Genomic DNA, 12,197 nt, shown 5'->3' with positions numbered 1-12,197 from the left:
ACAAGTTCAGTCCGCTTGCGCGGCGGCGGGATTCAGGCGCAACCGTCGATGCGGCAGAGCGGCGCCGCGGCCCCGCCCACGGCACCGCTGCCGCCGGCAAGGCGCAGCTGCGTTTCGAGGAAAGCCCGCCAGTCGTCCGGCTGGCCGAGGTAGCGCCCGGTGTCGAGCACCTGCAGGCGGCCGTCGCGCTCCAGGGCGAAGGTCGGGAAGCCAGCGGCGCCGAGACGGTTCATCAGCCGCCGACTGTCGGCGAAGTGCGCGCGCAGCGGCTCGCCGGAGCAGGCGTCGAACGCCTCGGCGAAGCCCTCGCCAAGCCCCAGTTCGGCACCCAGCTCGAGCAGCACCGGACGCTCGGCGATACGCCGGCCCTCGACGTAGTGGGCACGCTGGATCCGCGCCAGCATCGCCGCGCCGAGGCCGTCGAGCGCTTCGGCGGCAAGCACGGCGGCGGTCGGCGGGGCCGAGTCGAATACCGCGCTGGTGTCGCGCAGCAGGCCGTCGAAGTAGTCCTTGCCGAACGGCTGGCCGGTCAGTTGGGCGATCCGCAGGTCATGGGGCATCACGTAGTGGCGCAGACCGGCGCCGACCGGCTGGCGGTTGGCATCGGTCATCATGCCGCCGCCATGCAGGCGTACGTCCAGACCCGTCACCTCGCGGGCGGCGGCGAGCAGCGGTGAGGCGCCGTAGCACCAGCCGCAGAGCGGATCGTAGAGGTAATGCAGGGTGAGGTCGTTCATCTCGGTCTCCACGAGACGCCCCGCAGGGGACGCCTCGATCAGCGGCTATCGGCGGGCGCGGCTCAGGGCCACTGCATCTCGCCCTTGAGCACCTTGGCGCTCAGCTCCAGGCCTTCCTCGCCCGGCAGGTTCGGGTAGCGGCGCTTCATCGCCTCGACCAGCGCGGCGGAATCCCTGGCCTTGGGCAGTTCGGCTTCCAGGGCCTTCAGGTAGTCACGGGTGAAGCGCACGCCGTCCAGGCCCTTCGGCTCCTCGCCGGTGAAATGGCCGGGCACCACGCGCCGCGGTTGCAGCGCCTCGATCCGGTCGAGCATCGCCACCCAGGCCTGGCGCGAGGCCTTGGTCTGGGTATCGGCGGTCCAGACGTGCGAACCGGATTCCACCAGCACGCCACCGACCACCGTCTTCAGCGACGGAATCCACAGCACCGTGCGGTCCGGGCTCGGCCCCTTCAGGTCGACCACCTTCAGGGCATGGCCTTCCAGCTTCAACTGGTCGCCCTTCAGCGGCTCCGGCACCACCAGCGACGTCGGCGCGTTGTCCTTGAGGATCGGCCCCCAGTAGGCCAGCTTGGCGTCCTTGGTCGCCTGGATGTGTGCGACGGTCTGCGCCGTCGCGAGGATCTTCGCCTCGGGGAAGGCGGCCTTCAGCACGTCGAGGCCGAAGTAGAAGTCCGGGTCGCCGTGGCTGATGTAGATAGTGCTGAGGGTCTTGCCGCTGGCCTGGATACGCTTGACCAGTTGCTCGGCGTCGGCGCGGGAGAACTGCGCGTCGATCAGCATCGCCTCGCGCTGGCCCACCAGCAGTTCCGAGGACACGGCGAAGATCGCCTTCTCGCCGGGGTTGTAGACCTCCAGCCGCAGCGGTTCGGCGCTGGCGGCGAAGACGCCGGCGGCACCCAGCAGGGCGGCGGCGGCGAACAGGGAACGAAGCAATCCATGGCGCGACATGAGCGGTTCTCCAGGCAGTGGGATCAGAGGCTTGCCATGTTAGTTGCTTGAAAGCGCGCAAAAAGCCCCGCAATAATCACAGCTTTGTTGCATGGATCGAGCGAATCATGGACCGCCTGACCGCCACCCGCGTCTTCGTCGAGGTCATCGACAGCGGCAGCCAGACCGCCGCCGCCGAGCGTCTGGACATGTCCCGGGCGATGGTCTCGCGCTACCTCGCCGAGTTGGAGGAGTGGGTCGGCGCACGCCTGCTGCACCGCAGCACCCGCCGCCTGAGCCTGACCGACGCCGGCGCGGAGCTGTTGCCGCAGTGCCGCGAGATGCTCGCCGTGGCCGACGCCATGCAGGCCACCGGCCAGACCCGCCGCGACAGCCCGCGCGGCACCCTGCGCATCACCAGCAGCCTGTCCTTCGCCCAGGCCTGGCTGACCCGTGCCGCCGCCGCCTTCGTCGAGCGCTACCCGGGCACCGCCATCGACCTGCAGGTCAACAGCCAGGTGGTCAACCTGGTGGAGGAGCGCATCGACCTGGCCCTGCGCATCGCCAACCAGCTCGACCCCAACCTGATCGCCCGCCGCCTCGGCGAATGCCGCTCGGTGATCTGCGCCGCGCCGGACTACCTGCGCCGCCACGGCACCCCGCGGCGCCCGGAGGACCTGGCGCTGCACAACTGCCTGACCTACTCCTACTTCGGCCGCAGTCTCTGGCAGTTCGAGCGCGACGGCGAGCCGACCAGCGTGCCGGTGGGTGGCAGTCTCAGCGCCAACGAATCCACCGTGCTGCTGGAGGCCGCCGCCGCCGGTGCCGGGATCAGCCAGCAGCCGCTGTACTCGGCAGCCCCGCTGATCCGTAGCGGACGCCTGGTGGCGCTGCTGCCGGAGTGGTCGCCGCAGGTGCTCGGCATCCACGCGGTGTACGCCTCGCGCCGGCAGATGCCGCCGGCGCTGCGGGCGCTGCTGGACTTCCTGGTCGAACGGATGGCGGCCGATCCGCACTGGGACGAGGCGGGCCCCCTGGCGCTGGCGTGAAAGCCGGGTAGACTGCTGGACGCGCCGCCTTCGACGCACCTTTATCCCCTGTCTGGAGCACGTCCATGTCCCTGTCGATCTACCAGGCTTCGATCCCGACCTTCCTGCGCACCCTCGGCAACCTCTCGGCGATCCTGAAGAAAGCCGCCGCCCACGCCGAAGCGAAGAACATCGATCCGCGCATCTTCATCGACGCCCGGCTGGCGCCGGACATGTTCCCCCTGGCGCGCCAGGTGCAGATCGCCAGCGACGCCGCCAAGGGCGCCGGCGCGCGGCTGGCCGGGCTGGAAGTGCCGAGCTACGCGGATACGGAAACCACCTTCGACGAACTCCAGGCACGCATCGCCCGCACCGTCGAGTTCCTCGAGGGCATCCGCGAGGAACAACTGGACGGCGCCGAAGAGCGCAACGTGACCCTCAAGGTGCGCGGCCAGGAGATCAGCTTCAACGGCCGCGACTTCCTCTTCGGCTTCGCCCTGCCCAACTTCTTCTTCCACGTCACCACCGCCTACGCCATCCTCCGCCACAACGGCGTCGAACTGGGCAAGATGGACTTCCTCGGCGGCGCCTGAGGCTCCCGCGCCGGGATGGCACGCACAAGGACCATGGAATGGATCGGAAAACCCTCGACGACACCAGCAAGTTCCTCAGCTATGTCCTTCGCCACCAGCCCGAGGCCATCGGCCTGACGCTGGACGGCGAAGGCTGGGCCGACATCGACGCCCTGATCGCCGGCGCGGCGCGGGACGGCCGCGCCCTCGACCGCGTGCTGCTCGGCGCGGTGGTCGAGAACAACGACAAGAAGCGCTTCGCCCTCTCCGCCGATGGCCAGCGCATCCGCGCCGTGCAAGGCCACTCGCATGCCGCGGTGGCCATCGCCTACGCCCCCGCGGTCCCGCCCGCAGTGCTCTACCACGGCACCGCCAGCCGCTTCCTCGACTCCATCCGCGAGCGCGGCCTGGTTCCCGGCAGCCGCCACCACGTCCATCTCTCCGCCCGCCGCGCCACCGCCCTGGAAGTCGGCCGCCGCTACGGCAACCCGGTTCTGCTGGAAATCGACGCGCGCGACATGCACCTGGCCGGGCACCTATTCCACCAGGCGGAGAACGGCGTCTGGCTGACCGAGCGGGTACCCGTGCGGTTCATCCGCGAGGCTTGAGAAGGCATCGCCTCTCATCGGGAAGCCGTAGGGCGCATAACGCGCAGCGTTATCCGCCGATACGCCGAGGCTAAAGGAGGAAGCCGCCGCCTGCGATGAACCAACCGCCCCCTTGATGGCCCGCTGCCGCCTAGCAGAAGCGGCAGTGGAGCAGGCGGTGAAAGCCGGCTTGACTGAGGAAAAATACCGACAAGCGCAGGACGCCCGATGGACCTTCGTCCCAGCCACGTGCATGTGTTCCCACCCAGCCGCGACCTCCCGGCCGCAACCAGTCCGCACCGCGAAACCCTGCTGCGCAGCGGCTGCGCCTGGAACGGCTCGCTCTACCTCGGCTATCCCCTCGGCCAGCCGCAGCTCACCGTGCAGCGCCTGAGCCTGGCCGCCCACGAACGCCTGGACTGGCAGGTCCATCCGATGCCCAGCGCGCTCTACGTGCTCAAGGGCGAACTGCGCCTGGAGACCCGCGACGGTGCCCAGAGCACGCGGGTGCTGGAAGGCGAGGCGGCGGGTTGCCTGATGAACATCATCCATCGCCTGATAGCCGGGGCCGAACCGGTGGAAGCCCTGCTGTTCCATGCCGGCGTGGAAGGCATGCCGGTGGGGCTCGGCGAACGCGGCGAAATGCCCGACGCCTGAAGACGCCGGCGGGCCGGACAGCAGCCCGGGCCCGCCACGCCCCGCATCACGCTCAGGCGGAGAGCCCGTACAACCTGAGCCAGCCTTCCAGCGCCAGCGCGGTCTCCAGGTTGTGGCGGCTCACCTGGGTGTTGAAGTACCCCTCCGGATGCTCCAGTTCGGCGGCCAGGAACTCCCGCGAAACGATGCCGAACACCGGGTTCGCCGCGTCCTCCAGCAAGCGCCGCACGCTCCCGCGCAGGAAACGCTCGTAGCCGAGGTTGGCAGAAGTCGGATAAGGGCTCTTGCGGCGCTTGAGCACGGCTTCCGGGACATAGTCGGCGCAGGCCCGCTTGAGCAGCCACTTCTCCTCGCCGTCCCGGCTCTTGATCGACCAGGGCACGTTGTAGACGTACTCCACCAGTTCATGGTCGGTGTAGGGCACCCGCACCTCCAGGCCGTTGCACATGCTCAGGCGATCCTTGCGTTCGAGCAGCAGCACCATCCAGCGCTTCAGGTGCAGGTGGCTGAACTCGCGCATCCGCCGCTCCTCCGGGCTGTCGCCGGCCAGGTGTTCGACCTGGCGCAGCCCATCGTCGTAGCTGGCCTGCTGGTACTGGAGGAGATCGCAGCGGCGGTTGAAACCGGCGTCGATGAAGCCGGCCGGCAAATGCACCCTGGAGGCCCAGGGGAAGCGCGCCGCAGCCACCGCCTGCGGATCGCGGAACCAGCCGTAGCCACCGAACAGCTCGTCGGCGCCTTCGCCGGAGATGGCCACCGTGGAATGCCGGCGGATCTCGCCGAACATCAGGTGCAGCGAGGTATCCATGTCGCCGAAGGTGAAAGGTACGTCCTTGGCCCGGAATACCTCTTCGCGCGCTCGTTCGCAGACCAGTTCGGCATTTTCGATGAGCACGGTGCGATGACGGCTGCCGATGTACTGCGCGGCCAGCAGGGCGAACGGCTGGTCCTGGTCGGGACGCAGGTCGTCGCTGCGGAACTGCTCGGCCTGACCGACGAAGTCCACCGAGAATGAATTGATGTCGCCGCCGTGCTCCGCCTTCGCGATGCGCTGGGCGATGCCGGTCAGGGCGGTCGAATCGAGCCCACCCGATAGCAGCGAACACACCGGAACGTCGGCGTGCAATTGCGACCCCAGGGCGCGGGTGACCAGTTCGCGGGTGCGCTGCACGGTGCTCTGCAGGTCGTCGGCATGCTCCTGGCGGCGCACCTCCCAGTAGCGGCGTAACTTCGCCTGGGAATTGGGACGCCAGGACAGCAGGTGGCCGGGCAGCAGTTCCTGGACCTCGCGGAACGGCGTCTGCGAAGTGCCCCGGGACAGCGTCAGGAGGTCGACCAGGCCGACCGCGTCGAGCCTGGCGGCGAATTCCGGATGCGCCAGGATGGACTTGATCTCCGAGCCGAACAGCAGTCCCTCGCGGTGCCGCGCGTAATACAGCGGCTTGATGCCCAGGCGGTCGCGCACCAGCAGCAGGTGGCCGTCGCGGCCATCGAAGACGGCGAAGGCGAACATCCCGGTCAGGTGCTCGCAACAATGCTCGCCCCATTGCAGATAGGCGTGCAGGACCACCTCGGTATCGCTGCGGGTGCGGAACTCGTGTCCGGCCCGGCGCAACCGCTCGCGCAGGGCATCGTGGTTGTACACCTCGCCGGTGTAGACGAGGGTGACCTCCTGGCCGGTGGGAAAGCGATAGGACATCGGCTGCACGCCGCCGCTGAGGTCGATGACCGCCAGTCGCCGGTGACCCAGCAGGGCGTTGCGGTGCTTCCAGATGCCCTCGGCATCCGGCCCGCGCAAGGCGAGCGTATCGGTCATGGCGAAGATCGCCGGAAATTCGTCGTCGAGCTTGCGCGTGTAATCCACCCAACCCGCGAGACCGCACATAGGGAAACTCCTCTAATTGATGTTTATCGGGAAACTCATCCAGAGAACATGCTGAAAACATCCGTGCGGCCGGACAGATTGCCGGCGTACGAATGCTTCGCCCAAGGCGGTCGATGTATGAACTTTTCGAGGACCTGAAGATAAGCAGTTTCGGCAGGCCTGCGCCTAAGGAAGGCCAATGATAGAACAGGAAAAAACGTGGCCGAGTTAATTAATATTCATCTAACTCTGGTAGCTGTTTTTAAAAAAACAAAGGGAAAACAATAATCTACAAAATTACTGAAATATCCTGAAACATCATTGCGTGGCTCTACAGCCAGATATTACAGGGTCGTTCATGGCTCTTTCCAAAGACTTAGAAAGCGAACTCAATTAAACTTATAATTGCTTTACGGCAATCATATGGATAGCCAACTAAGCAAATGACTACAACAAACTCAGATCGTACAACTATTGAATATAAGAGTTGTCCACCGACGCTGATTTCGTGGCAACGTTCGACGCGACGATGGACGAGCGGGAAAAGTAGGGCGGCGCGGGGAATGGAGAATTAAAGTTCGAGCGAGCGATCCATCCGGAAGCGGGCCCGCTGCACCGGGCCCGCCAGACGACCTACCTCAAGGGCATTCGCAGGTCGACGGACCGAACACCGGCCCGCTGCACGGGTCCTCGGATGGGCCGAAAACCGGGCACGCGGCCTGGGCGGTAAGAGAGAAGCCACAGAGCAGGAACACAGCCAACAGTACTTTCTTCATTTGCAACCTCCTGGTTGGTAATAGAACGCTCCCTGTCCCTGGTCGAGGGTACAGTCGGTCATCACGGGCACTCGCAGACGGTCGGCCCCAGCACCGGGCCCGCGCAGGGATCTTCCCCCGGCCCGAGCACCGCGCAGTCCGCCTGCGCCGTCAGCGAGAACATCCACAGCAGCAGCGAAGCCGCCAGCATCTTCCTTTTCATCTGACCTCCTTGGTCGAAACAGCGATCAACGATCCGTGTCCTTCTCCGAAAACAAGGGCATTTGCCTGCAGAGGGACCGAACGCCCGTCCGCTCGCGGCGCACCGCAAGACTCGCCGGCGAGCCGCCGGACCCCGGAGAGCAAAGACCAGCCCGAGCGAACGCGCCAGTGCGGTGGATTGCCGCAGCGCCAGCGAAAGTACCGGGGCAGGGGGCTTCGGCACCGGTTCGCCATCAACTTTTCCTATCCCCGGCGGCCACATAAATTCGTTGGACGCCCCGCGCCGGCGCCTCCAAGAATGCCGCACGGGTGCGAAGTCCGGCCGTGCACCCACCGACGCCCCACAACAGCAAGAACAACGATCGGTGCATCCATGGCAAAGGACCTGACTTCCCCAGACGCCTCCGCGTCGTCCCGCAACCCTCCCTCCGCGCGCCTCCGTCTACCGGCGACACGCGCCCCCTAGCACCGCCCTCCCGTCCGCCACCGCAGCAACCCGCGACGCACCTTGCGTCGGCCCCGGCCCCCGCGCCGCCGGCGGGCGCTGCTCGCCCGCGCTCCGCCCGCCGCACCGATCGACCCATGAACCGAACAAGAACAGGAGTCCACCCGATGCGCTACGCCCCTCACGCAAGCCGATACTCCCTCTTCGCCCTGGCCGTCTCGGCGGCCCTGCTGCCCGGCGCCGGCTGGGCCGCCAACGGCGACCTCGCCGGCGCCCGCACGCCGCCCAGCGTCGCCTGTTCCTGGGACCGCGAGGCAGCGTTGTCCTACGAGGAGCGCCGGCTCGACACGCCGCTGCCGTTCAGCGGCGCCAACGTCGTCACCCATGACCAGACGCCGCTGGCCGAGCGCATCGTCAAGGGCGCCGGCTTCGACGGCTTCGAACCGGCCTTCGCCAAGCGCCTGTGCGCCGCCGACGGCCGCACCCCGGTCAGCAGCTACGCCAAGGCACTGAAGCTGGTCACCGAAGAGGGCCGCGCGCTGTGGCGCGCCGCCGTCGACCGGGCCCAGGGTCGCCGCGCCATTCCCGCCGGCGCGCTGCCGGCCAGCGATGACCGCATGCTCTACTGGACGCGCCTCTACATGACCCGCACCCTGCGCCAGTGGGCGCCATCCTTCCACCTCGGCAAGGCCCAGGCCCAGGCGCTGCAATGGCGCTTCGAACGCGCCTCGCGCGGACAGCTGGACATCGACCTGCCGCGCCGCTACGCCGCCGACGGCTCGCGCTACCGGCGGATGATCATCAGCGGCTTCGACGTCTTCACCCTGGGCACTCCCGGGACGGCGAACACCGGCCTGCGCAACGGCAACCCCTCGGGCGCCACCGCCCTTGCGCTGGACGGCCGCGAGTTCAGGCTGGCCGACGGCAGCCTGCTGCGTATCGAGGCCTACCTGTTGCCGGTCAGCTACGACCCGTTCAACCGCGGCATGCAGGAAGACACCCTGGGCCCCTGGTTCCGCCCAGGCCCGCGCCGGGTCGACGCCTCCATCACCATCAGCCAGGGCGGCGCCAACCAGTTCTGGCTGGAGGCCTGGAACGGCCGCTTCCACGGCTCCTCCGCCGGCAACGACGGCATCGTCTACTGCCCCGCCGACAGCGCTTTGCCCAACTACGTGCTTCCCCTGGGCAGCGTGACCAATCCCGGCACCGCGCCGATTTCCCTGCGGGGCTCCGGCTGCAATATCAACCCGCCGCGCCGCTGGCTCGGCTACGACAGCGCCAGCCGCTGGCGGCAGAACCTGCCGGCACAGTTCTCCAAGGCCTCGCTGCCGGTCCGCCAGTTGCTCGCCGCCGATACCTGGCGCGGCATCGAGCGGCCGCCGGGCGCTACCAGCCAGGCCGCGGAAGGCTTCGACGTCACCTGGCACACCAACTACGACTTCTTCCCCGATTGCGCCAACCCGCGCACCGAAAACGTGCCGACCAACGGGGTGATGAACGCCATGCCCGATCCCTCCCTGGTGCTCCCGCCGAACCGACGGATCTGCGCGCGCAACGGCGGTGGCGGCGACTACCTGTCCAACGAGAGCGCCTACCGCAACACGGTGCTGCGCGACGCGTTCCGCCTGGAGATTCCCGCCGGGCACATCCATGTCCCGGTGATGAACAACTACTACACCGGCGTACCGGCGAGCGGCGGCGGCGCGCGCAACGACAACGCCATCAGCGACGCCCGCTACGAGGCCTACCGCAGCGCCATCGTGGCGCAGACCCGGGCGCTGCTGGTGGGCGTCGGCAACGCCCTGGCGCAGGGGGCGCAAGCGGACTAGTCCTCGCCAGGCGCAAGGCCCTCGCGTCCTATCGCTTCGCCGCGGAGCCAAACTGCCGCCGACGTAGGCCAACGGGACGGTAGCCCGTCGCTTCAGCCTCTACTGAATCGAAAAAGGCGGCACGCGGGGAAACCTCGGACTCACGACCCGGAGCTTTCCCAGGCCCGCGCCGGAACGGTAGGGCAGAGTCAAAGAGTGGGAACGCCGATGATGGAGACAACCGCCATCGCCCGCATCACCGGGGCGGTGGCAAGGATTTCCCCTGACTTGGAGAGTTTTCCATGAGCTTCGCGCAGAATCTCCTACGCCTACGCCAGCAGAACGCCCTGACCCAACGGCAGATGGCCGAGCGATTGGGCGTCACCGTGAGCCAGTTGCGGCACTTCGAAACCAAGGGCGGGCACCCGTCGCTGGTGGTGCTGCAAACCATCGCCGGACGTTTCGCGGTGCCCCTCGACTGGCTGGTCTGCGAGCGCAGCGAGCGGCAGGCGCTACCGGAAGACCTGCGCCTGCAGTTCGAGGCCATCGGCCGCCTGCGGCTGGACGAGCGGCGCGCCATCCGGGCGTTGCTCGACGACCTGATCCGCCAGTACATGGCCAAGCGCAACGCAGCGGCCAAGCCCCTCCCGGCGGCTTGCGCCGAGGCCACGGAGACGTCCCCGTAGCCCTGGCGCACGGCTCAGTCGCTGCCGTACCTCGGCGAGCGCGGGCCGTACAACAGTCCGCCCGGCTGGCCGGCCGAGAGCAGGCGCGCACTGGTCATCCCGGCGATCGGATAACCGGCGTCCTCCACCGAACTGTTGATGATCTGCTTGACCGCCGCGGTGATCAGCATGCCCACCAGGCCGCCGTTGTTGCCGCCGTTGCCTTCCTCGCTGGAGGCGGTCGCCGAGCCGGTCCACAGGGTGGTGCCGGATCGCAGGTCGACCAGCTTGGCGCTGGCGGTGACGATGGTCGCGCTGCTGATCACCATGTAGCGCGTGCCGTAGTCGCTCACCGTGACGTACAGCGCCGCGTCGGCGCCATAGATCTCGCGCAGCTTGGCCGGGGACACCTGGTGCACGTCGCCGGCGCTGGTCAGGCCGTTCTGGCGGAAGGTCTCGTCGGCCAGCGCCACCGGCACCACGTAGTAGCCGGCCTCGGCCAGCGGGAAGGTGACCTGCGAGAGCATGCTGTAGGTCGCCTTCACGTCGGGCGACTCGTTCAGCGGCGGCAGGACCAGGATCGAGCGCGGCTTGGCCTGCTTGAACGCCGAGTAATCGACGCTCTTGGTCGGCGCGCAGCCGCCGAGCAGGGCCAGCAGGGTGAAACCGGCCACCAGGCCGGACAGTCGGGCGAGTTTCAACGGGCACCTCCACGGGCGTTGTTCAGGAGGAAGTCCATGTAGGTCGCCGACTCGGGAAACAGCGCCTTCTCGGTCTCGAACTCGCGGACCATCTGGTCGTCCTTGCCGATGCTGGAATAGAGCAGCCCCAGCTGGGCGTGGTAGCCCGGCGGCACCGCGCCGTTCTTCGCCCGGATCTTCTCGAGGTCGGCTTCCAGCGCCTGCGCCTGGGCCTCCTTGGATTCACCCTTGAAGTATTCGTGGACCTGGGCCTGGTAGCCCTCCCACTGGTACAGCGTCTTCGGTCCGCTGCACCCGGCCAGCGCCATGCTCCCCAGCAGCGCCGCCGTCCATGTGATCGTCTTGCTCATGTGTGCCGTGATTCCCTGGTTTCTGGTGGATTATTGGTTCTGTGGCTTCCAGGCGCCGCTATCGACCGCGTTGACCAACTTGTTCACCGCCTCGCGCATGGCCAGGTCGAGAACCTTGCCGTTGAGGGTCGAGTCGTAGCTGGCGGTGCCGCCGAAGCCGATCACCTCGCGGTTGGACAGGGCGTACTCGCCAGCGCCCTGGGTCGAATAGACGACCTCCGAGGTAGAGATGTTGACGATGTTCAGCGCCACCTTGGCGTAGGCGATCTGCGACTTGCCGCGGCCGAGGATGCCGAACAGCTGGCGGTCGCCGACTTCCTTGCGGCCGAACTCGGTGACGTCGCCGGTCACCACGTAGTCGGCACCCTTCAGGCGCTGGGCCTGGCCCTTGATCGCCGCTTCCTGCTGGATCTCGCTCATGTTGTCGCGGTCCAGCACGTTGAAGCGATTGGTCTGCTGCAGGTGGGTGATGAGAATGGTCTTGGCCTGGCCGCCGAGGCGGTCGACGCCATCGGAAAAGATCCCGCGCATGTAGCTGGAGCGGTTGTCGAACTTGCCTACCGCAATCGGCGAACGCACGCCGCTGTAGGGTCGGTTGACGCTCTCGACCTGCTGAACCGGCAACGCGGTGGAGGTCTCGGTGGCGCAGCCCGCCAGGCCGGCCAGGGTGGCGACGGCGAGGAGCGGCAGTAGTGCTTTGTTGGCGCTGTGACTCATGGGGTTCTCCTGGAAAAAAACGCTATCGACGCGGAGCGGCTTCTAGCCGACCCGTGTGCGGAAAAGAGGGCGTAGTGAAAATCGAGGAAGGCCAGGCGGCACGGCGGCGCGCCAAGGCGAGGGGCGAAATGGGATGGCCACGTTTTCTTTCCTTGAAATA

At 67.4% G+C, this 12,197-nt stretch carries 14 protein-coding genes; 6 read left to right on the top strand and 8 right to left on the bottom strand.

All coding sequences use genetic code 11. The features are described from left to right. Positions 1 to 32: 32 nt before the first annotated feature. Both dsbM and VQ067_RS00525 read right to left on the bottom strand, forming a co-directional pair. Complete coding sequence (gene dsbM / locus VQ067_RS00530) at positions 33 to 737, bottom strand: disulfide reductase DsbM (protein WP_003111521.1); 705 nt, start codon at positions 735 to 737, stop codon at positions 33 to 35. A gap of 62 nt (positions 738 to 799) precedes the next feature. Then, a complete protein-coding gene (locus VQ067_RS00525; RefSeq protein WP_003111522.1) occupies positions 800 to 1,687 on the bottom strand; it encodes an MBL fold metallo-hydrolase in 888 nt (295 codons plus the stop codon). Positions 1,688 to 1,794: 107 nt separating this feature from the next. Between VQ067_RS00525 and osaR the strand changes: the two genes are divergently transcribed. From osaR to VQ067_RS00505, 4 genes are all read left to right on the top strand, one after another. Then, entirely contained in the window at positions 1,795 to 2,715 is a 921-nt protein-coding gene (gene osaR / locus VQ067_RS00520) for an oxidative stress response transcriptional regulator OsaR (protein ID WP_003083596.1), read from the top strand. A gap of 65 nt (positions 2,716 to 2,780) precedes the next feature. After that, entirely contained in the window at positions 2,781 to 3,287 is a 507-nt protein-coding gene (locus tag VQ067_RS00515) for a DUF1993 domain-containing protein (protein WP_003083593.1), read from the top strand. 38 nt (positions 3,288 to 3,325) lie between these two features. Further along, on the top strand, positions 3,326 to 3,874 hold the full coding sequence (locus VQ067_RS00510; protein ID WP_003083590.1) for an RNA 2'-phosphotransferase: 549 nt from the start codon (positions 3,326 to 3,328) through the stop codon (positions 3,872 to 3,874). A 207-nt stretch (positions 3,875 to 4,081) separates the two neighbouring features. Continuing rightward, complete coding sequence (locus tag VQ067_RS00505; protein WP_003083588.1) at positions 4,082 to 4,510, top strand: cupin domain-containing protein; 429 nt, start codon at positions 4,082 to 4,084, stop codon at positions 4,508 to 4,510. Positions 4,511 to 4,562: 52 nt separating this feature from the next. On the opposite strand, the gene asnB is transcribed toward VQ067_RS00505, so the two are convergent. The 3 genes from asnB to VQ067_RS00490 all read right to left on the bottom strand — a co-directional run bounded on the left by asnB (position 4,563) and on the right by VQ067_RS00490 (position 7,352). Continuing rightward, positions 4,563 to 6,395: an asparagine synthase (glutamine-hydrolyzing) gene (asnB, locus tag VQ067_RS00500; RefSeq protein WP_033991473.1), complete on the bottom strand. Its 1,833-nt coding sequence runs from the start codon at positions 6,393 to 6,395 to the stop codon at positions 4,563 to 4,565. Positions 6,396 to 7,012: 617 nt separating this feature from the next. Continuing rightward, positions 7,013 to 7,150: a PA0050 family protein gene (locus tag VQ067_RS00495; protein ID WP_003083584.1), complete on the bottom strand. Its 138-nt coding sequence runs from the start codon at positions 7,148 to 7,150 to the stop codon at positions 7,013 to 7,015. Positions 7,151 to 7,211: 61 nt separating this feature from the next. Beyond that, positions 7,212 to 7,352, bottom strand: a complete 141-nt coding sequence (locus VQ067_RS00490; RefSeq protein WP_003083582.1) for a PA0050 family protein — start codon at positions 7,350 to 7,352, stop codon at positions 7,212 to 7,214. Between the two features lie 611 nt (positions 7,353 to 7,963). Here VQ067_RS00490 and VQ067_RS00485 point away from each other — a divergent pair. Next, on the top strand, positions 7,964 to 9,625 hold the full coding sequence (locus tag VQ067_RS00485) for a hypothetical protein (protein ID WP_033991471.1): 1,662 nt from the start codon (positions 7,964 to 7,966) through the stop codon (positions 9,623 to 9,625). 281 nt (positions 9,626 to 9,906) lie between these two features. After that, positions 9,907 to 10,290: a helix-turn-helix domain-containing protein gene (locus VQ067_RS00480; protein ID WP_003104304.1), complete on the top strand. Its 384-nt coding sequence runs from the start codon at positions 9,907 to 9,909 to the stop codon at positions 10,288 to 10,290. A 14-nt stretch (positions 10,291 to 10,304) separates the two neighbouring features. On the opposite strand, the gene VQ067_RS00475 is transcribed toward VQ067_RS00480, so the two are convergent. Genes VQ067_RS00475 through VQ067_RS00465 form a run of 3 tightly spaced genes read right to left on the bottom strand, consistent with a single transcriptional unit; the run spans position 10,305 to position 12,037 of the window. After that, positions 10,305 to 10,970: a DUF799 domain-containing protein gene (locus VQ067_RS00475; protein ID WP_003083573.1), complete on the bottom strand. Its 666-nt coding sequence runs from the start codon at positions 10,968 to 10,970 to the stop codon at positions 10,305 to 10,307. Continuing rightward, the gene (locus VQ067_RS00470) at positions 10,967 to 11,320 is read right to left on the bottom strand and encodes a DUF4810 domain-containing protein (RefSeq protein WP_003083569.1); all 354 of its coding nucleotides are present in this window, start codon (positions 11,318 to 11,320) and stop codon (positions 10,967 to 10,969) included. Before VQ067_RS00470 ends, VQ067_RS00475 begins: the two co-directional genes overlap by 4 nt. A 30-nt stretch (positions 11,321 to 11,350) precedes the next feature. After that, positions 11,351 to 12,037: a CsgG/HfaB family protein gene (locus VQ067_RS00465; protein WP_003083559.1), complete on the bottom strand. Its 687-nt coding sequence runs from the start codon at positions 12,035 to 12,037 to the stop codon at positions 11,351 to 11,353. Positions 12,038 to 12,197 lie beyond the last annotated feature (160 nt).

Source organism: Pseudomonas sp. KBN12P06040, from assembly GCF_037574965.1.
GTDB lineage: Bacteria > Pseudomonadota > Gammaproteobacteria > Pseudomonadales > Pseudomonadaceae > Pseudomonas > Pseudomonas aeruginosa.
The sequence above is the reverse complement of the archived record's forward strand: the minus strand, read 5'-3'. Positions and strand labels throughout refer to the sequence as shown.

Bases quoted from the DNA above. Each gene is read 5' to 3' on its own strand.
- dsbM (WP_003111521.1), bottom strand. From the start codon at position 737: ATGAACGACCTCACCCTGCATTACCTCTACGATCCGCTCTGCGGCTGG.
- VQ067_RS00525 (WP_003111522.1), bottom strand. From the start codon at position 1,687: ATGTCGCGCCATGGATTGCTTCGTTCCCTGTTCGCCGCCGCCGCCCTG.
- osaR (WP_003083596.1), top strand. From the start codon at position 1,795: ATGGACCGCCTGACCGCCACCCGCGTCTTCGTCGAGGTCATCGACAGC.
- VQ067_RS00515 (WP_003083593.1), top strand. From the start codon at position 2,781: ATGTCCCTGTCGATCTACCAGGCTTCGATCCCGACCTTCCTGCGCACC.
- VQ067_RS00510 (WP_003083590.1), top strand. From the start codon at position 3,326: ATGGATCGGAAAACCCTCGACGACACCAGCAAGTTCCTCAGCTATGTC.
- VQ067_RS00505 (WP_003083588.1), top strand. From the start codon at position 4,082: ATGGACCTTCGTCCCAGCCACGTGCATGTGTTCCCACCCAGCCGCGAC.
- asnB (WP_033991473.1), bottom strand. From the start codon at position 6,395: ATGTGCGGTCTCGCGGGTTGGGTGGATTACACGCGCAAGCTCGACGAC.
- VQ067_RS00495 (WP_003083584.1), bottom strand. From the start codon at position 7,150: ATGAAGAAAGTACTGTTGGCTGTGTTCCTGCTCTGTGGCTTCTCTCTT.
- VQ067_RS00490 (WP_003083582.1), bottom strand. From the start codon at position 7,352: ATGAAAAGGAAGATGCTGGCGGCTTCGCTGCTGCTGTGGATGTTCTCG.
- VQ067_RS00485 (WP_033991471.1), top strand. From the start codon at position 7,964: ATGCGCTACGCCCCTCACGCAAGCCGATACTCCCTCTTCGCCCTGGCC.
- VQ067_RS00480 (WP_003104304.1), top strand. From the start codon at position 9,907: ATGAGCTTCGCGCAGAATCTCCTACGCCTACGCCAGCAGAACGCCCTG.
- VQ067_RS00470 (WP_003083569.1), bottom strand. From the start codon at position 11,320: ATGAGCAAGACGATCACATGGACGGCGGCGCTGCTGGGGAGCATGGCG.
- VQ067_RS00465 (WP_003083559.1), bottom strand. From the start codon at position 12,037: ATGAGTCACAGCGCCAACAAAGCACTACTGCCGCTCCTCGCCGTCGCC.